Annotated in this window: 15 protein-coding genes and 1 pseudogene; 9 read left to right on the plus strand and 7 right to left on the minus strand. The window is 71.3% G+C overall.

The window, feature by feature from the left end; genetic code table 11:
* Positions 1 to 5: 5 nt before the first annotated feature.
* Together P696_RS50930 and P696_RS0138300 are read left to right on the plus strand one after the other, a co-directional pair.
* Positions 6 to 896: a LysR family transcriptional regulator gene (locus P696_RS50930; RefSeq protein ID WP_051468807.1), complete on the plus strand. Its 891-nt coding sequence runs from the start codon at positions 6 to 8 to the stop codon at positions 894 to 896.
* A gap of 79 nt (positions 897 to 975) precedes the next feature.
* A complete protein-coding gene (locus P696_RS0138300) occupies positions 976 to 1,875 on the plus strand; it encodes a DUF6924 domain-containing protein (protein ID WP_425394184.1) in 900 nt (299 codons plus the stop codon).
* A 120-nt stretch (positions 1,876 to 1,995) separates the two neighbouring features.
* Here the strand turns inward: P696_RS0138300 and P696_RS0138305 are convergent, their stop codons facing one another.
* The 5 genes from P696_RS0138305 to P696_RS0138325 all read right to left on the minus strand — a co-directional run bounded on the left by P696_RS0138305 (position 1,996) and on the right by P696_RS0138325 (position 9,162).
* Positions 1,996 to 2,907: a thiopeptide-type bacteriocin biosynthesis protein gene (locus tag P696_RS0138305; RefSeq protein WP_026416460.1), complete on the minus strand. Its 912-nt coding sequence runs from the start codon at positions 2,905 to 2,907 to the stop codon at positions 1,996 to 1,998.
* Positions 2,904 to 5,540: a lantibiotic dehydratase gene (locus P696_RS0138310; protein WP_026416461.1), complete on the minus strand. Its 2,637-nt coding sequence runs from the start codon at positions 5,538 to 5,540 to the stop codon at positions 2,904 to 2,906. The genes P696_RS0138305 and P696_RS0138310 overlap by 4 nt, the downstream gene beginning before the upstream one ends.
* Positions 5,541 to 5,559: 19 nt before the next feature.
* The gene (locus tag P696_RS0138315; RefSeq protein ID WP_026416462.1) at positions 5,560 to 7,191 is read right to left on the minus strand and encodes an MBL fold metallo-hydrolase; all 1,632 of its coding nucleotides are present in this window, start codon (positions 7,189 to 7,191) and stop codon (positions 5,560 to 5,562) included.
* A complete protein-coding gene (locus P696_RS0138320) occupies positions 7,178 to 8,728 on the minus strand; it encodes an amidohydrolase family protein (RefSeq protein ID WP_026416463.1) in 1,551 nt (516 codons plus the stop codon). Before P696_RS0138320 ends, P696_RS0138315 begins: the two co-directional genes overlap by 14 nt.
* Positions 8,729 to 8,835: 107 nt before the next feature.
* Positions 8,836 to 9,162, minus strand: coding sequence for a hypothetical protein (locus tag P696_RS0138325; RefSeq protein ID WP_026416464.1), 327 nt, complete (start codon positions 9,160 to 9,162; stop codon positions 8,836 to 8,838).
* Between the two features lie 270 nt (positions 9,163 to 9,432).
* Here P696_RS0138325 and P696_RS50935 point away from each other — a divergent pair, with 270 nt between their 5' ends.
* From P696_RS50935 to P696_RS0138360, 7 genes are all read left to right on the plus strand, one after another.
* Entirely contained in the window at positions 9,433 to 12,357 is a 2,925-nt protein-coding gene (locus P696_RS50935) for an AfsR/SARP family transcriptional regulator (RefSeq protein WP_051468809.1), read from the plus strand.
* Positions 12,358 to 12,521: 164 nt separating this feature from the next.
* The gene (locus P696_RS0138335) at positions 12,522 to 13,076 is read left to right on the plus strand and encodes a DUF1963 domain-containing protein (RefSeq protein ID WP_170026712.1); all 555 of its coding nucleotides are present in this window, start codon (positions 12,522 to 12,524) and stop codon (positions 13,074 to 13,076) included.
* 72 nt (positions 13,077 to 13,148) lie between these two features.
* Entirely contained in the window at positions 13,149 to 13,331 is a 183-nt protein-coding gene (locus P696_RS0138340; RefSeq protein WP_157430184.1) for a hypothetical protein, read from the plus strand.
* A 142-nt stretch (positions 13,332 to 13,473) separates the two neighbouring features.
* Entirely contained in the window at positions 13,474 to 13,779 is a 306-nt protein-coding gene (locus P696_RS56645) for a hypothetical protein (RefSeq protein WP_157430185.1), read from the plus strand.
* Positions 13,780 to 13,886: 107 nt separating this feature from the next.
* Positions 13,887 to 14,216 carry an outer membrane protein assembly factor BamB family protein gene (locus P696_RS56650; RefSeq protein WP_026416468.1) on the plus strand — a complete coding sequence of 110 codons (330 nt, stop codon included), beginning with the start codon at positions 13,887 to 13,889 and terminating at the stop codon, positions 14,214 to 14,216.
* 31 nt (positions 14,217 to 14,247) lie between these two features.
* Entirely contained in the window at positions 14,248 to 15,087 is an 840-nt protein-coding gene (locus P696_RS0138355) for an alpha/beta fold hydrolase (RefSeq protein ID WP_026416469.1), read from the plus strand.
* Between the two features lie 123 nt (positions 15,088 to 15,210).
* A complete protein-coding gene (locus tag P696_RS0138360; protein WP_170026714.1) occupies positions 15,211 to 15,825 on the plus strand; it encodes an SMI1/KNR4 family protein in 615 nt (204 codons plus the stop codon).
* A gap of 102 nt (positions 15,826 to 15,927) precedes the next feature.
* Here the strand turns inward: P696_RS0138360 and P696_RS59520 are convergent.
* Together P696_RS59520 and P696_RS0138370 are read right to left on the minus strand one after the other, a co-directional pair.
* A pseudogene (locus P696_RS59520) lies at positions 15,928 to 16,246 on the minus strand (phosphatase domain-containing protein).
* A 68-nt stretch (positions 16,247 to 16,314) separates the two neighbouring features.
* Entirely contained in the window at positions 16,315 to 16,761 is a 447-nt protein-coding gene (locus P696_RS0138370; RefSeq protein ID WP_026416472.1) for a DoxX family protein, read from the minus strand.
* Positions 16,762 to 16,911: the final 150 nt, after the last annotated feature.

Genomic DNA, 16,911 nt, shown 5'->3' on the forward strand with positions numbered 1-16,911 from the left:
GGCGCATGGAGATGCGCGAGATCGAGGCGTTCCTGGAGGTCGCCCGGGAGCTGCACTTCGGCCGCGCGGCCAAGCGGCTGCGCCTGTCCACCCCTCGGGTGAGCCAGGCGGTGCGCGCGTTGGAACGCCGGATCGGCGCTCCGCTGTTCGAGCGGACGACCCGTAGGGTGCGGCTGACGCCGCTGGGCGAGCGGCTGCGCACCGAACTCGCGCCCGCGTACGAACGCATGGAACGCGCCCTCGCCGACGCGCGCAGCGGCGCGGGCACCAAGGTGCTGCGCGTCGGCGTCGCGACCAGCCTGCCCGCCGCCGTGGTCGAGAAGGAGATCCAGGCGTTCGAGCGGGCCCACCCGGACTGCGCCGTGGTGCGCTCCGCACACCCCAACACCGAACCGTTCCGATGGGCGGACGAGTGGCCCGTGGACGTGTTCATCGGCTGGCTGCCCGAGGATCCCGCGCCGATGGAGGCCAGGGGCTTCCGTGTCGGCCGGGCCTGGCATCGTGAGGGCCGGGCGGCCCTGCTGGCGACGGGACACCCGCTGGGACGGCACGTGTCCATCGATGTCGAGGAGCTGGCCGACCACGACGTCCTGTACCCGAGCAGCATGCCGCCGGACCTGGCCGACCTGTGGATACCGCCCGCCACCCCCGCCGGTGTCCCGCTGCGCCGGGTGCCCCGGCACCGGTCCGCGACCCTCGAGGAGGCGATCCTGCTGGTCGCCCAGGGCGAGGTGATCCATCTGACGATCGGCTCGGTGCGTCCGGACAATCCTCATGTCGTCACGGTGCCGGTGTCGGGCCTGGCTCCGATGGTCGTCGCTCCCGTCTGGCTCGCCTCCACAGACGGTGCGCTGGTACCGCTGGACTGGAAATGTCCGACCGGGACACCACCATGAACGGGCGACCCCAGCCCTCCGGAGGAGAACCGTGTCCCTTCCCGTGCTTCCCCAGCCCGCGCCCGGCGAGGTGCTGTTGGTGGGTACCTGTTATCGAGATGGCGTGACGGGGTGGGGCGGACTGCTTAACGAGATCGGCGGCGAACGTGAAGGGGACGTGCTCATCGTCGCCGATGGTGGGGTGCGGCTCCGACTGATCGAAGGTCGTGAGTGGAACAGCCTGAACGGCGGGAACTTCCCGGCGCTCCTCCCGGACGGCGGCCCGGAACCTCTGGTCGTCGTCTTGGCCGACATCCCGGTGGTGTTCGGCGGGGACGGGCCGTTGCTGGTGGATCTGGTGGAGATCCCCGGTCGCGGCGTCCGGGTCCCGTCAGCGCGGCTCGGCGAGATCCTGACCGGCCTGACGGACGGCGCGCTCACCTTCACCGACCTGGTGCGCGACATGGACGTCTGCGGGATGTACCAGGGCGACAACGGTCGGGCCGCGTTCCTCGCACCGACCACGCTGCCCCCGCGACGGACGCTCCCGCCCCTGCCCGCCAGCGACGTCTCCCTGCTGGTGCGTACCTGCTTCGACGACGAGGAGGGCTGGCGCGCCCTGCTCGCCGAGCTGGGCGGAACCAACGAGGACGGCTGGGTCGGCGCCGACCTGGACATGGACGAGATCGATCCGGACCACTTCCCCCTGACGGCGTTGACCGTCGACGACCGGGTCTACGAAGACCTCCAGCCTGGCCAGGTGCCCGCGCTGGTCCCGCCTCAGGAGCACACCACGCTGGTCGCGCTCGCCGATGCCCGGACCTTCAGCGAGCCGGGCCGTCCGCTGACCGTCGTCGACCTGTACGACACTCCGGGGCAGCCCGCCGTCCTCCCCTGCCGGATGGTCGGGTCACTGGCGGGCAACCTGGAGATCGCCAACATGGACTTCTTCGAGTTCATCGCCCTGGAGGGCGTCGAGCCGTGGTGGAACGGCTCCTGAGCTGACGGCCTGTGCGTTCAGGGTGAGGTGAGGTCAGCGTCTTCTTGATGAGCCCGTTGACCTGGTCGGTCATCGCTCCCGCCTCAGGCTCGCATCTGGAGCCGGTTCGCGCTCGCAGAATCAGCGGGTGAACCCGCAGGTCTCGGGGCTGTGGACGCCTTGGAGGTCCGGTTGGAGCAGGGATGTCATCGCCTTGGTGACGCTTCTCAGGTCCGCTGGCCGCAGTCCCAGTCCCCACCGGTTGCACTGGAACGTGGCGTTCGCCGTCAGCCAGGAGCGTTTTCCGACCGTCAGCGCGCCGTCGAAATCCAGTGCGCGGAGTTCGTGCGCGGTCTGCTGATTGCTGAGGACCGCTTCGCGCAGGAGACGGATCTCGGCAGGGACGAGGCGCGCGAGCAGGTCGGGCGAGAGTCGGTAGAGCTCCTGCGCGAGCCCGGGGGTGATGCCTTCCGGCGGACTGTCGGCCGCGCTGTCGACTGCCGCGACCAGGGTGTCGAGTCGTTTCCAGACGTCCCACGCCTCGGCGGCGTCCTCGAGGCAGAGTCGCAGCAGGTGGTTGACCATCGCCGCCCACAGGCCGGACGCGCCGACGCTCGCCGGAGCCGTGGGGCGCGTGGCTTCGTAGGCCAGGGCGAGCAGGGTGTCGCGGTTCCAGTGTCGGTGGGCGACGGCCATCCCGGCGGGGCCGCCGAAGCGGTGGAACTCGGGTTCGTACACGGCGAGCCGATGTCCCACGAGTTCGCCGCGCTCGGTTTCGTCACCGATCCAGGGGAGGAGTTCTGGGGCCAGCCGCGTCTCCAGGTCGGGGCCGTGGAAGCGTAGTCGCAGCCCGGGGTATTTGCGGACGAAGAAGCACAGCTCGAACCGCTGTTCGGCACGCCACCGCGTGATCGCCTCTCCGAGTCGCTTCCACGGCACTCGCGGCCCTCCGGTGGCGGGGTCGGTTCCGATGAGCAGGCGCACCTCCAGCCACCGGTCGCCCTCGTCCGGGTTCTCGTCCAACGGCTCGAGGACGTCGGTGAGGCGGCTCATGACTCGTGCACCTTCTTCCAGTAGGTCCTGTCGTGCCAGGCCACCGCGAGTTCGCAGGAGAAGCGGTCACCGGTTTCGGCGCACTCGACCCAGTTCTGTGGTGTCCCGTGGACCTCGAAGAACTCCACCGGGCGCGGCCGTTCCTCCAGCCTGCGCAGCAGCGCCGCCACCGCGAGCGGGCTCTGGGTGAGCAGGAAGAGCGGTGGGGCCTCCGGGTCGTCCTCGACGGTGGCCCATACCGTTTCCGGAAGACCGAGGCCGTCGGCGAACGCGCGCCAGGACAGATAGCGGTTCGCCTCGTCCCGGGCGAGCATCTCCGCAAGCCTCCCTTCGTCCAGGGCCCAGCGGGCGGGTGACAGGACGGCCGAGGACGGGAGTTCGATCCGTGGAAGGTGGCCGCCCGGGGCTGGCGGCGGCAGCAGGCGGCGGCAGAGGAACTCCCAGCCGTGGCCAAGGGCAAGGCGGTGCAGGACGAAGCCGCGCGGATCCCGTCCGCCGACAGCTGCGGACGAGTTGTAGACCGGGACGAGCGCCTCGCCGCGCGACGGGTCCCTGAGGAAGGGGAGCAGGCGTCGTCCGTCGACCTGGACCACCGTCCGGTCGGTCTCGGCCGTGTGGGTCGTTGAGGCGAGGCGATGTGCGGTGACGGCGGGGCGGGCGGCGGCGTTGGGGTTGGGTGTGTCGGCTCCGGCGATCTCGATCGCCTGCGCCGTCCCGCTTGGCCAGGACGCGTACCAGTCCCGGACCGCGACGGCGAGCGGGGAGATGCGTGCCGGCTCGCCGAGCAACGGCTCGAACCGGGCGGACACCGCCAGCGGATGCGGTCTCCCCCACTCGACGCGAAGCCCGTCAGGTTCGCAGACGGCCAGCACGACCGCCCCACCCGGCCCCGCTGTCGGTTCGGAGCGCAGCTCCGTCTCCGGTATGCGGTAGGGCGAACGCGACGCGACAGACGCGCGCAGCCGATCGCGCCAGCGGAGAGCCGCCCGATGGCGATGCGAGCGCAGTTCTTCCGTGATGCGAGCGGCTTCCGAACCCTTCGGCGGCGCCATCCCGTGCGTCGTCCGGTAAGGGATTCCGGCGTTACCGACGAGCAGTTCGAGGGGCGTCTCCGGCGAACCGGCCGATACGCCGAGCAGGAGGCGCATGGTCGACCGGCGCAGCAGTTCCGGGCCCTGGTCGTTCTCGTAGTGGGCCAGTGTCTCCGCGGTGGCGCGCCGGACCGTTTCCAGGAACCCGGGAGTCCACGTCGCCGCGAGCCCCGGACGATGGTCGACACGCACCGGCCATCGTGACGGGCCGACCGTGACGCCCGCGCGTCCGGCGAACGCCCGGATGTCCTCCCTGATCTCCGTCAGGCGCTCACGAAGCTCGTCCATCCCCATCACCGTCAGGTGTTCGGCCAGATCGCGACAGGCTGTGCGCAGACGTGCCACGGTCGCCGACCAGTCCTCGCGGTCGCCGTCCGGGAGCTTGTCGCCGACTTCGGTCAGGGCCGTCCACGGATCGGCGTCCGTCGATGCCAGCCGCAGGTCGGGGCAGAGCATGTTCTGCGCCACCAGGCGGTTCGCGGCCTCGCCGAGCAGTGCGGCCACCTCGTCGTGCGGCCGGGCGGCAGCCAGGTCGGAGATCACGGAGTGGAGATCCTTCGCATGGCCGTCGCCGTAGGCGCGAAGAAGCAGATCGGTCCACGGATCCGATCGCAGGGGCAGCCATCCCCGCTCGGAGACCGTCGGGCGCCACACATGCCAGCCGTCCGGGAACTCGCGGACGGTCACGGCCAGCCGGACGGGGGCCTCCCAGCGATACCTGGGCCTCCGCACGATCGCGTCCAGGATCACCTGGAAGATCGTCAGATCCGGGGTGACGGCGTGGCGGGGCTCCGCGGCGCGAAGCGTGATTCTCGCTTCCCGTTCGGCGGCGGCGCGGCCGGTCTCGTCCATGCCGACCGGGACGACCCCGGCCCACAGCCCGTGTGGCGTGGGACGGGTCGCCGCGCGGACCAGGTAGGCGAACACCCCGCGTTCCATGCGTTCGGTCCGGGCTGCCGATCGTCGGCTCCGGACAGCCGGGGTTCCCTCGCCCGCCTCGGCGCACCGTCGCAGCTCCGCCTCCCAGCTCGCCGAGAGCTCGGGGCTGGCCAGCAGCAGCGCCTTGCGGAAGTGCGCGCCCCCCGCCGCCCGGCGCAGGGCGAGGCGTTCTCGCCGCAGAACCGCGGCGTGCTCCTTCACGAACGAGGCGAGCAGGTCCCCCAGCCACAGCCGAACCTGCTGCTCGCCCGCGAGCGCCTCCGCCAGCGCGGGGTCGACGGCCGGACGCCGGAGCAGTTCGTCGAGATGGTCGAGCGGCTCGGCGTCCCGATGGATCTGGCGCTTGACGGCGAGCAGCAGACGCCGGACGCGGCGGTCGGGGGCCTCGGGGACCGCCGCGTGCAGGAGGGCGTCGATGTGCGGGCGGCGGGCGATGATCTCGTCCCGTGCGCTCATCACCTGGCGCGCCGCACCAGCGAGCGCGGGGGCGTGGAAGGGGGCGAGAGTCTGCGCCGGAAGAGCGGCGCAGCGCAGCACCGCGTCCGGGAACACCTCGATCGCGGCGGCTCCCAGAACCGGCGGCTCCGGCGGCTTGGGGTTCACGGTTCCACCTCGCGTCCGGTCAGCCGTAGGGCCAGGTGTGGCCGGGCGCGCGGACCAGGTCGAAGGAGGCGGGAAGCCCGGTCAGCGAGTCACCGGGGCGCAGGACGACGACCCGGACCGGTGACCGCCCGGCGGTCCCCGAGGGCAGCCGGATCCGGCGCGCGGCAGCATCGACGACGCGTTCGGGGAACGGGTCGAAGTCCACGTCCTCGATCCCCGTCCCGTCGAGACGCGGCCCGAGCCCGGCCGACCAGTACCAGGGAGCGCCGCCGTCCCCGTAGGGGAACAGGTAGCGGGCTCCCCAGCGCTCGGCGAGGTCGATCGCCTCGTCGGGCCCGTTCATCAGGCGGCAGCGGGCCCCCCACAGGTCCGGCGGGACGAACGCCAGGTAGCTGCCCACCGAGGAGAACAGGAGCTGGACGGGATAGGTGATCCAGCCCCGGTACCCGCTGAACACCAGGTCGACCGGGCCGTGCTCGGCGTGCCACCTCGACGCGACGGACCGGACGTCCCCCAGGGCGTCCCTCCCGCTGTCGGACACGAACGCGGCGCTGAAGTCGGCTGCCTCGACGACATAGGTGTTGCCGCCGTTGCGGACCTCCGGATGCAGCGTCGTCTCGTCGGTCGGCTGCTCCCCGTAGAACGGCAGCGCGTGGACGCGCGCGTCGCCGACCACGACCGAGGACCACCAGGACAGCGTCGTCACATTCGTGAACCCGAGCTCGCGCAGGCGCGCGGCCATGTCGGCGCACAGCAGTGTCTCCGGCCCGGAGTCCGGGACGATCATCCTGGTGTCGGGCGGCAGCCGCAGCAGGGAGGCCGCGTCAAAGTGGTCCGGATGGGAGTGGGTGATCAGGACGGCGTCGAGGCGGCCGAAGTCCCGCAGCCCCAGCGGCTGGTAGGCCGCGGGATACGCCGGGCTCCACGAGAACTGGAACGGGTCGATGACCAGCCGCGTGCCGCCCGACCGGACCACGACCGTGTTGTGTCCGACGAAGCTCACCTGTGCCCGTTCCAGCGCGCGGGCGGTCTCCAGGGCGTCGGCGGACGTTTGGGCGTGGACGGTTCCCAGCGCGTGGGCCGCGTCCAGAGCGCGGGTGGTCCCGAGGGCTCGCGCGGTCTTGATGGCCGCGAGGCCGGGCCGTCCCCCCTCCTGGTCAAGCCGCCCGCTTTGGCGGCCGAGCATGCCCGCCCCCGCCAGGGCGTCGAGCAGTTCACGTGCCCGGCCGCTCGGCGTGAAGCCCGCGCGGTCGCCCTCCCGAGCGGCCAGCGCGGCGATCAGCGCGTGGACTTCCGGCCAGGCCTGCGGATCCACCGTCGTCCGGAGCCGCCTGCCGCTCTCGCGGTGCTGGAACGTCAGCAGGCGCGGGCGCGCACGCCGGGGATCGGGGTACAGGACGTCCTCGTTCAAACGCCACTCCCGCCCGGCGCGGCGGGCGACGGCGGCGAAGTCCCGGCCCTCGACGACTTCGCGCAGCAGCCTCGGGCCCGCTTCGACGGCCGCGTCCAGGCCGTGCCGCCGCGCGTGGTCGATCACCGGCTGGAACACCTCGCGGACCGAGTCGCTCGGACGCGTCGTGACGGGGCTGCCGAAGCGCGTCCTGTCGTCGTAGCCGACGGTGAGCGCGACGTGGGGGTCAATGGTCTGCATGGGTCCCGTCGCCCTTCCAGATGCGGGCGGTCGAGATCCGCAGTTGTGCCGTGGTCTCCTCGCCGAGCCGGTCGGCGTGGAGCTCGGCGAGCCTTCCGACCAGGCGGGCGTCCTCGAGGAACCGCCGCAGCATGTCGTCGGTGACGCCCTCGTGCCGCATCCAGGACAGCGTCTCCTCCAGGGAGGCCAGGCCCGTCTGCCGGACGAACCCGTGCAGTTCCTCGGTGATCTCGTGGCGTTCGACGGTGAGGCCGTCGCGCTCGGCGAGGTCCCTGGCGAGCAGGCGGAACAGTGCCTTCTTCCGCAGGACCGCCGTCGTCTCCCCCGTGCGGGAGACCGCCGGATCGTCCCCCGCACGGGCGGAGGGCGAGGACGACGCGGACGCGATCCCCATCAGGACCTCGAAGTTGCGGCGGTGGAAGCGGTCGCGTTCGTCCTCGGTCCGGGTCGTGAGGGACGCCTGCATCCGGCCCAGCGGGTCCTGGCCGCCCTCGTCGTGCGGGTAGTCGCTGCCGAACATCAGCGCGTCCGGGCCCAGTTCCCCGATCAGGCGGCCCACGTCCTCGAAGGGGAAGGTGGTCAGCTTCACCTGCCGCCGGAAGTACTCGCTGGGGGCCATCGACAGCCGTTCGCCGTGGCTGCGCGGCGCGAAGGACGGGGCGAGGTCGAGCCACCGCAGGAAGCCCGGCGCCCAGGTCGCGCCCTGTTCGATGATCCCGCACCGCAGTCCGGGGAACCGTTCGAAGACCCCGTCGAAGATCAGTGCGGCGACGGCCATCTGCACCGGGGCTGGCATGCCGACGAGGGTCAGCTCCGCGAGCGTCGTGTCGTGTCCTACCGATCTGTCCTGGTCGGCGAGGCCGTTGTTGGCGTACACGCGGTGGACGAGCGGGCCGCCGCCCCCGACGTGGAACACCAGGGGACGTCCAGCCTCCTCCAGCATCCGGTAGACGGGATGCAGGGCCGGGTGCGTCAGGCTGAGCGGACCCACCGGATAGGTCGGGATCTCGATGGCGGCGCAGCCCATCGCCAGCGCCTCCGCGCACGCCTCGACGGCACGCTCCGGGTCGTCGATCGCGACCCAGCCCACCGGGAGGAGCCGCGGGTCGCGGCAGAAGTCCACCATGCCGCGGTTGTGCGCCCGGACCGCCCCGTACAGGACGTCCGGGTCGAAGTCGATGCCGCCCGCTATGCCGGGGATGTCGATCAGCGCGACGTGGCTGTAGGTGGAGAACACCAGCTGGGAGCGGAACCCCAGGATGTCGAGGGCCCTGCTCCGGTCCGCCGCCCGGAAGGCGCCCTGCGCGCGCCAGTTCTTCTCCGCCATCACCGCCTCGCCGGACGGCGCCGAGGTGTCCTCCGGCGAGGTCTCCGCGGCGGTGGCCTGCTCGGCCAGGTCCTCCAGGCCATGCAGGTCGAGCGGCCTCAACCTGTCACGGATGTCGGCGTCGGCGTACCGGATCAGCCAGTCCCTGGTCTCCATCAGGTGGCTGTCGGCGTCGTGAACGATCCGGTCGCCGGTGTACGTCCCCGTCACTTGCGGTCCCCTTCCCCCTCGATCGTCGATCCTCGGTCGGAGAGCGGGGCCGCCCGCGCGATCTTCCTTGGCGCGCGGACGGCCCCGCTCCCACTCCCCCGGTCAGGTCAGCAGAACCAGGGGCACATGATGGTGGAGATGATGGTCGGGTCCTGGCCCAGCATCTCCTCCGGGTTCTGCGGCGCGATCACGTCGATCTCGTCGCGCTGGACGTGGTCGACGATCTGGAAGCCCTGGCCGCCCGCGGTGGCCTCGACGCCCTTGGCGCCAAGAAGCCCGCCGAGCCGCTCCAGCCCCTCGCCCTTCACCCGAAGGGCCTCGAGGAAGCTGTCGCGGACGAAGTACAGGGTGCCCTGCTCGTCCTTCAGGACCAGGCCGCCTTCCGACCCGGCCTCCACCGCCTTGGCGGACGCCGTCCCCGTCGTCTGGGTCAACACGTGATACCTCCCGTGGCTCCTTCGAGCCTGTCTGGAACCGCGTCCCCCGTGGACGCGGCGCCGGTCACGCGGCCACCGGTCCAGGACCGGTGCGCGGCTTCTTGCCGCTGCCGCGAGATCAGCCGTGATCTCAGGTTGGGGGGCGGAGATACAGGGTTCGCATAAGGGGCGCATACGGACGGAACATGCCCTGGCCACGCCCGGCCAACGAGCCGATCCGGTCGAACGGGGAACAAGATGGATCCGTGTTCACCCTTGGAGGTGGCCATGGAGTTCCGGGTGCTGGGTCCGCTGGAGATCTGTTCGGCGGGCACGGCCGTGCCCGTCCGGTCGGGCGCGCAACGCGCGCTGCTCGCGGCGCTGCTGCTGTCGGCGAACCAGGTCGTGGCCGTGGACCGGCTGGTCGAGCTGATCTGGGGCCCGGCGCCGCCGACGTCGGCCGAGGCCAACCTGCGGACGCACGTGTCCGCGCTGCGCCGCCTGCTCCGGGGCTCCGGCGACGGCGCCGCCCGGCTGGTGACCCGGCCGGGCGGCTATCTGATCGAGGTGCAACCGGGCGACCTGGACCTGCTCGCCTTCGACGCGCTCGTCCGCGACGGCAGGCGCGCCCTGCGCGAGGGGCAGCCCGGGACCGCCGCCCGGCGGCTGTCCGCGGCGCTCGGCATGTGGCGTGGCCGTCCTCTGGAGAACGTCGTCCTGCACGGCGACGGCGACGCGGAGGCGGCCCGGCTGGCCGAGGTCAGGCTGGGCGTCGTCGAGGACCGCCTTCGTGCCATGCTGGCGGACGGGGACCTCGCGGACGTGGTGGGCGAGCTGAGCGGGCTCGTCGTCGACCACCCGTTGCGGGAGTCGCTGTGGGCCCTGCTCATGCTCGCCCTTCAGCGCTCCGGACGGCAGGCAGACGCGCTGGCCGCCTACGAGCGGGTGCGTCACGTCCTGGCCGAGGAGCTGGGCGCCGATCCCGGGCCTGAGCTGCGGCGACTGCATCACCAGATCCTCACCGGCGACCCCGCCCTCACCCCCTCCGCCGGTCCGACCTCCTCCGCTGGTTCGACGTCCTCACCCGGTCCCCCGGACGTCGCGTACTCGTCGGCGGCGCGCTGCGACCTGCCCGGCGACCTGTCCGACTTCACCGGCAGGCGGCGGGAGCTCGACCGCGCCCTGGCCCATCTGGAGGCCGCCAGGGCGAGCGGCGCGACCGCGATGGTGATCTCCGCGATCGACGGCATGGGCGGGGTCGGGAAGACCGCGCTGGCCGTCCACCTGGCCCACCACCTGGCCGAGCGCTATCCCGACGGCCAGATGCTCATCGACCTGCGCGCGCACCACCAGGCGAAGGCGCCCCTCAGCCCTTCCGACGCGCTGGAGAAGCTGTTGCGCGCGGCGGGCGTGCGCGGCGAGCAGATACCGCCGGACGAGACCGACCGGGCGGCGCTCTGGCGGGCGACGCTCACCGCCACCCGCACGCTCGTCGTCCTGGACAACGCCGCCGACAGCGCCCAGGTCCGCCCGCTGCTGCCGGGAGCGCCCGACTGCCTGACGCTGATCACCAGCCGGCGGCGGCTCGGCGGCGTGGACGGTGCCCAGCACCTGTCGCTGGACGTCCTGCCGCACGCCGACGCGACGACCCTCCTGGAGCAGATCGTCGACGACGCCCGTCCCGCCCGGGAGCCGGACGCGGTGACCGAGCTCCTCGCCCTGTGCGGCCACCTGCCGCTGGCGATCCGGATCGCGGGCTCGCGGCTGCGCAACCGTTCCACCTGGACGGTGGCGCATCTGGTCGAACGGCTGCGGGACACCCGGCGGCGCCTGACGGAACTGCGCGCCGAGGACCGCGAGGTGACCGCGGTGTTCGCGCTCTCCTACCAGTGCCTCACCCCACCCCAGCAACGCCTGTTCCGGCTGCTGGGCCTGCACCCGGGACCCGACATCGACGCGCACGCGGCGGCCGCCCTGACCGGCTGGCCGCTCACCGTGACGGAGGCCCTGCTCGAGGACCTCCTCGACGTCAACCTGCTCCAGCAGGTGCGGCAGGGCCGCTACCGGTTCCACGACCTGCTCCGCGCGTACGCGGCGCACCTGGCTGGCACCCAGGACGACACCGCCGAGCGCGGCGCGGCGTTGACCCGCCTCTTCGACCATTACCGCGATATGACGGCGGTGGCGACGGCCCTGCTCTCCCCGGCCGAACGCCGGCACGACTCGGCCGATCCGGACTCCTCGTTCACCGGGCCGGACCACGCGCTGGCCTGGCTCGACACCGAGAGGTCCAATCTGCTGGCCGTCGCCGCCCACGCCGCCGCCCACGGCCGGCCCGGCCACGTCCGCGACCTGTCCGCCGACCTGGCCCGCTACCTCAACTCCCGTGCCGGCCACACCGAGGCCCTCGCCCTGCACACCGCGGCCTGGGCCGCGGCCTGGCGCCACAACGACCCGGTCAGCGCGGGGCACGCGCTGTACGACCTCGGCCGGGTCTACTTCTTCATGGCCTGTTACGAGAAGGCCGTCGAGCACCTCGAACTGGCCCTGGACATCGCCCGCCACATCGGTGACCGCATCGGCCAGAGCCGCGCTCTGACCGGAATCGGCTACGCGCTGTGGAGGCACGGCCGCCACGACGAGGCCCTCACCTACCTCGGGCGGGCGTCCGACATCGCCGAACGTCTCGACGACCGGATCGTCCTCGGGTACACGGAGTGCGCCCTGGGAGGGGTGCACGGCGACGCGGGACGTCACGCCGAAGCCGCCCGCCACCTCGAACGGGCGCTGGCCATCACCGACGAAACCGGCGACCAGATCACCCGGAGCAACGCCCTGGGCCTCCTCGGACGCGCCTGCGAACGACTCGGGCACCACGCCGAAGCCCTCCACCACTACCAGCGGGCGCTGACCATGTCCGAGACCATCGGCGAGCGCGGCGCGCAGATCTCCGCCCTCAACGGCCTGGGCGAAACCGCGACGGCGACCGGCTCCCCCGCCGACGCCCTCGCCCACCACCACGACGCGCTCGCCATCGCCACCGAGATCAACGACCGCCACGAACAGGCCCGAGCCCACCACGGCCTAGGCGACGCCTACCACCAACTGAACCATCCCCAGGAGGCCCAAGCCCACTGGCAACTGGCCCTCACCCTCTACACCAACCGAGGCGCCCCCGAATCCGAAAAGATCCGCCACCACTTCACCCCTTAACCGATCCACCGGCCACCGGCGGCACCAACGTTCCCAGGGCAGTGCTCACGGACGCCCGCCCGCCCATCGGGCAGCATCGACCGGGGGAGCTCCCGTGAGGACGCGCTCATGGCGTTCGTTGGTTCCCCAGGTCGTTGTCGGTGCCCTGTGCTGGAATGCCGCGCATGGATCGTGAAAGTGCCCTGGCCGCCAACCGGGCGTTGTGTGTGGAGAGCCTGGGAGACCGCCTCGGGAACCAGCTCGCCGACGTGACCCGATTCGGCATCGGACTGACACCGGCCTCGCCCCAACGCCCCGCAACAGGCCGGTGCCGACTCGGCGGACCCGCGCTCCTGAACCCCGGCACGGCCTGGCCCGAGGCGGACGGCCTTCCGCTCAGCCTGTTCGCGGTCCTGGACATGGACGAGCTGGCACCCTGGGCAGCAGACCAATCACCCTTGCAGACCGGCCTGCTCAACTTCTTCCACTTGGACCTGCGCCACGACTTCGACCTCAACGACCCCCGAACCTGCGCGGTCATTCCCGCCGCTTCGGACCAGGCCCTTGCGGCCACACCCCCAGAGCCCCTGGCCGAATTCGAGATCGTTCACCTCCACGCCGAGTACGGGACCACTCTCCCCGGCCCCTACCTCGAGTACGCGCCGGACGTGTGGAAGCGCTTCGAACCCGACGACGAGGTGCGGGAAGAGTTCGAGGACGACCCACGAAGCTTCGTGTAGGAACGCTTCGCGGACGCCTGGCTGCATGATCCAGGCCGCCTGAGGACCGACGACCAGGTGTTCGGCTGGCCGATGACAGAGACCTCCCCCCTGAAGGCACGCCCCGAGAACGGCGACCGCCACCTGCTCACACTCACCAGCAACAACGGCCCATGGGAGTTCCCCAACGGCGGGTCACTGATGTTCTACATCCCCGAGCAGGCCCTCCAAGCCGGTGACCTGACCCAGGCATTCCCCGAACCAGACGCCTGGTAATCGCCCACCCACCAGGCGACGCAGCACGGGATCGGCTGCTCACATCTCCCTCGCCGACGGAGACACCACGGCTGAGTGTGTCCGCGAGAAACGGTTCTGGCTCAAATTCCGTGACCGCTTCACGGAATTTGAGCCAGAACCGATGGACGCACACAAAACCACCACGGCCGTGCTCGCGCCAGGCTTCTCGATGACGCTCGCCGCCCGGACGGACGGCTGGCTGGCCATGCGCGACGTCGACCACACCTCGTCCGTCCAGGAGACGTCGCTGATCTCACCCGATGGCGAGGAGGCCGGACGCGTACGGCTGGGCCGGTTCGACCTGTTCAACCATCCGTTCGAGGTCCGGCGCAGCCCGGAGCTGTTCTTCCTCCAAGGCCGATCTTCCTCCAAGGCCGAGGGGACAGGGACGTCAAGCAGAAGCGGGTCAGCCGGATCGATCCGCTGACCCACACGGTCACCGAGCTGTTCCCGCTCGAATGGGACACAGCCCGCAACGGCCACCTGTTCGGCGGCCCCGCCGCCTACGTCCACGACGCCGTCGGCGAGGCGATCGTGCATGGCGGAGCCGTCCACAACGGCCGCGGCCTGCTGCCGGGCAACGCTTTCGTCGCGCGTCGCGCACTCCCCGACGGGACCGCCGCGTGGGTCTTCACCGCCGACCACAACGTGACGTCCCTCGACGTCGCCGATGGCACCGTCTACGCCGCGTTCACGTCCGGAACGATCGTGGCCCTCAACGCGGCCACGGGCGCCGTGCGCTGGAGCGACCGCCTCCAGATCGGAGCCGTCACGACAATCGCACTGTCACTTGCCGCATCGTCGCCTGGTCGCCTTGTCATAGGAACAATTGACGGCCGAATCCTCGATTGCTCGGTCCCCTGAATCCGTCGGTCGTGGTCGGTACGGTGCGCCCATGGAGGTCACCGAGTTTGACCTGAAGGTGGACAGCGACCGCACCCTGCACGTCTATGACACCGGGACGGTCGCTGACTCCGGTCACCTGACGGTCTTCTGGCACCACGGCACGCCGAACATCGGAGCCCCTCCCCGGCCCCTGTTCCCTGCCGGTGCCAGGCGGGCCATCCGCTGGGTGTCCTATGACCGGCCCGGCTACGGCGGTTCCAGCCCGACCCCGGGCCGGGACGTGGGGTCAGCGGCCGCCCATGTCTCGGCCATCGCCGACTCACTGGGCATCGGCCGGTTCGCGGTCGTGGGGCATTCCGGCGGCGGCTGCCACGCCCTGGCCTGCGGTGCGCTGCTGGGCGACCGTGTCCTCGGCGTGATCAGCATCGCCGCGCTCGCCCCGCGTGACGCCGAGCGGCTGGACTGGTTCAGCGGCATGGCGGCCTGCGGTGCGGAGTCGTTGCGTGCCGCTGCCGCAGGTCGTGCGGCGAAGGAGAGCCACGAGGCGAGCGCCCGGTTCGACCCGGGCATGTTCACTCAGGCCGATCACGCCGCGCTCGCGGGTGAATGGTCGTGGTTCGACGAGGTCTTGGGCCCCGCAGTCGCAAGCGGTCTCGACGGGCTTATCGACGACGATCTCGCCTACGTCGCCCCATGGGGGTGCGACCCCGCCGACATCACCGCAGCTCTCCTCGTCCTGCACGGCGGACAGGACCGGATCGTCCCCAGCTCCCATGGGCAGTGGCTCGCACGCCACTGCCGCACAGCACAACTGTGGCTGTCCGCGGGCGATGGACACATCTCCATCCTCAATTCCGCGCCAGCGGCCCTCGACTGGCTCCCCCGCTGAGCACACCAGCGACCAGACTCAGTCCAGCTCAACGAGCTCACCCTGCCGGAACTACACACCCTTTCCAGATCGCAAAAGTGGCAAAGCGCTCGGCGGCAGGGCCGGCGCTGCGATCATGGGGTGGTGGAGCCGACTGTTGATCGATCCTGGGACCGGATCCTCGCCTGGTTGGCCGAGCACGCACCAGCCACCCTGGACCAGATCGCCGCACCTGCCAGCGACGACGACATTGCCGCGGCACGGGCAGCGGTCGGTGTCGATCTGCCAGCCGATCTGGTGGCTTGGTGGCGGCGGGCGAACGGAAGCAATCCTGATGCCTGGGGCCGCGAGTGCCGCCTGCTTCCTTCCTTCGGTCCCTGCGGCATCGAGCACGCTCTGCACAGTCGCCGGATCTGGTGGCAGGTCTGGCATGACCAGGGCATCGAGAACGGCTGGCTCACCGAGGAGGACTTCACGTGGGCGCAGGCCCAGCCCGCCGGTACTCACGCGGGGATGTGGCTGCGGGGCTTCTTGCCCATCGCCGCCAGCAGCGGAGGCCTCGATCTGATCGTCGATCTGCGGTCAGGCAGCGAGCACGGATGTGTGCGGGAGTTCGACAGGGTCTTCACCGACGGGAAACCGCGATGGGCCAGCGTCGCCTCCATGCTCGCCGACATCGCCGGGGCACTGGAGAACCAAGGTCCGATCGACGGACTCCGCCCCTACCCGACCGACAAGGGGACGCTCGAGTGGGACTGAGCAACCCTGGCGGGTCCCGGCAGGCGCGAAGCGCTCGCCACTGCGTCGTTGTCAGCGCCTTCCGGTGGAGCGTTTGGTTGCGCAGGTTCTCGGGGGCAGGGGTTAGAAGTTGCCCTCGGCGACCTGGAGGACGGTGAGGCCGAGGCTGCGCCACATCGCGACGACCGTGGAGCGGTCGTCTAGAACCGCCGTGACCGGGCCGATCGGGCGGATGTGGCGTTTGTACAGCTCACGTGATGCGGTGTCCGGAGGCGGCGAGGGCCTGGACGACGGTGATGACCGGTTGATTGGGTAGGTCTTCGCCGACGCGGTGCCAGTCGTGGGGGGCGCGCTCGTCGGGTCCCGGACGGCGGAGGGCGACCGTGCCGTCGATGTCGACCAGGAACAGGCCCCGGGTGAGGGGCGGATCGTCGGGCGTCACGGCTGCTCCTGGCAGGTTGTTCAGGGGATATGTCGGGTCGCGTCAGGCACGCCGGACGGGACGGCGCGTCAGGACGCGGCGGCGGGGGTCGGCTCGGCCTTGCTGCGGGCGTTCAGCAGACGGTCGAGGGCGAAGGCGCCGGGGCCGGTGAAGACCAGGAGCAGGAAGGCCCAGCTGAACATGGCGGCCAGCTCGCCGTGGTTCTGCAGCGGCAGCAGCGCGTCGGACTGGTGCTCGACGAAGTAGGCGTAGGCCATCGAACCGGACGCGAGCAGCGCGGCCGGACGGGTGAACAGGCCGCCGACGACCAGGACACCGCACACGAGCTGGATCACGGCCGCGTACCAGCCGGGCCAGACGCCGGTGTCGACGGTGGCTCCGGTCCCCATCGCGCCGCCGAAGACGCCGAAGAGCGACGAGGCGCCGTGGCAGGCGAAGAGGAAGCCGACGACGAGCCGGAAGAGCGCGAGGACATGAGGCCGGGCGAGGTCGGCGTACCGGTTGACGGTGGTCATGAAGGGGGTTCCTTCCCAGGTGGGCTACGGGGTGCCCGTAGATTAGGGAAGCCTTACCTAACTTGCAACCCGCGAGCGGGCCCGACCCCGCCCCTGAGACGTCACCCCCCTCGCCTCCACTTGCGGCGGCTTCGTTGGGGGCCGTCGCGT

It is taken from the genome of Actinomadura oligospora ATCC 43269 (assembly GCF_000518265.1).
Lineage (GTDB): Bacteria > Actinomycetota > Actinomycetes > Streptosporangiales > Streptosporangiaceae > Spirillospora > Spirillospora oligospora.

Excerpts from the sequence above, each read along its gene's own strand:
- P696_RS56645 (WP_157430185.1), top strand. The coding sequence starts at position 13,474 with ATGGACGCACACAAAACCACCACGGCCGTGCTCGCGCCAGGCTTCTCG.
- P696_RS0138305 (WP_026416460.1), bottom strand. The coding sequence starts at position 2,907 with ATGAGCCGCCTCACCGACGTCCTCGAGCCGTTGGACGAGAACCCGGAC.
- P696_RS50930 (WP_051468807.1), top strand. The coding sequence starts at position 6 with ATGGAGATGCGCGAGATCGAGGCGTTCCTGGAGGTCGCCCGGGAGCTG.
- P696_RS0138315 (WP_026416462.1), bottom strand. The coding sequence starts at position 7,191 with ATGCAGACCATTGACCCCCACGTCGCGCTCACCGTCGGCTACGACGAC.
- P696_RS50935 (WP_051468809.1), top strand. The coding sequence starts at position 9,433 with ATGGAGTTCCGGGTGCTGGGTCCGCTGGAGATCTGTTCGGCGGGCACG.
- P696_RS0138370 (WP_026416472.1), bottom strand. The coding sequence starts at position 16,761 with ATGACCACCGTCAACCGGTACGCCGACCTCGCCCGGCCTCATGTCCTC.
- P696_RS0138335 (WP_170026712.1), top strand. The coding sequence starts at position 12,522 with ATGGATCGTGAAAGTGCCCTGGCCGCCAACCGGGCGTTGTGTGTGGAG.
- P696_RS0138340 (WP_157430184.1), top strand. The coding sequence starts at position 13,149 with ATGACAGAGACCTCCCCCCTGAAGGCACGCCCCGAGAACGGCGACCGC.
- P696_RS0138355 (WP_026416469.1), top strand. The coding sequence starts at position 14,248 with ATGGAGGTCACCGAGTTTGACCTGAAGGTGGACAGCGACCGCACCCTG.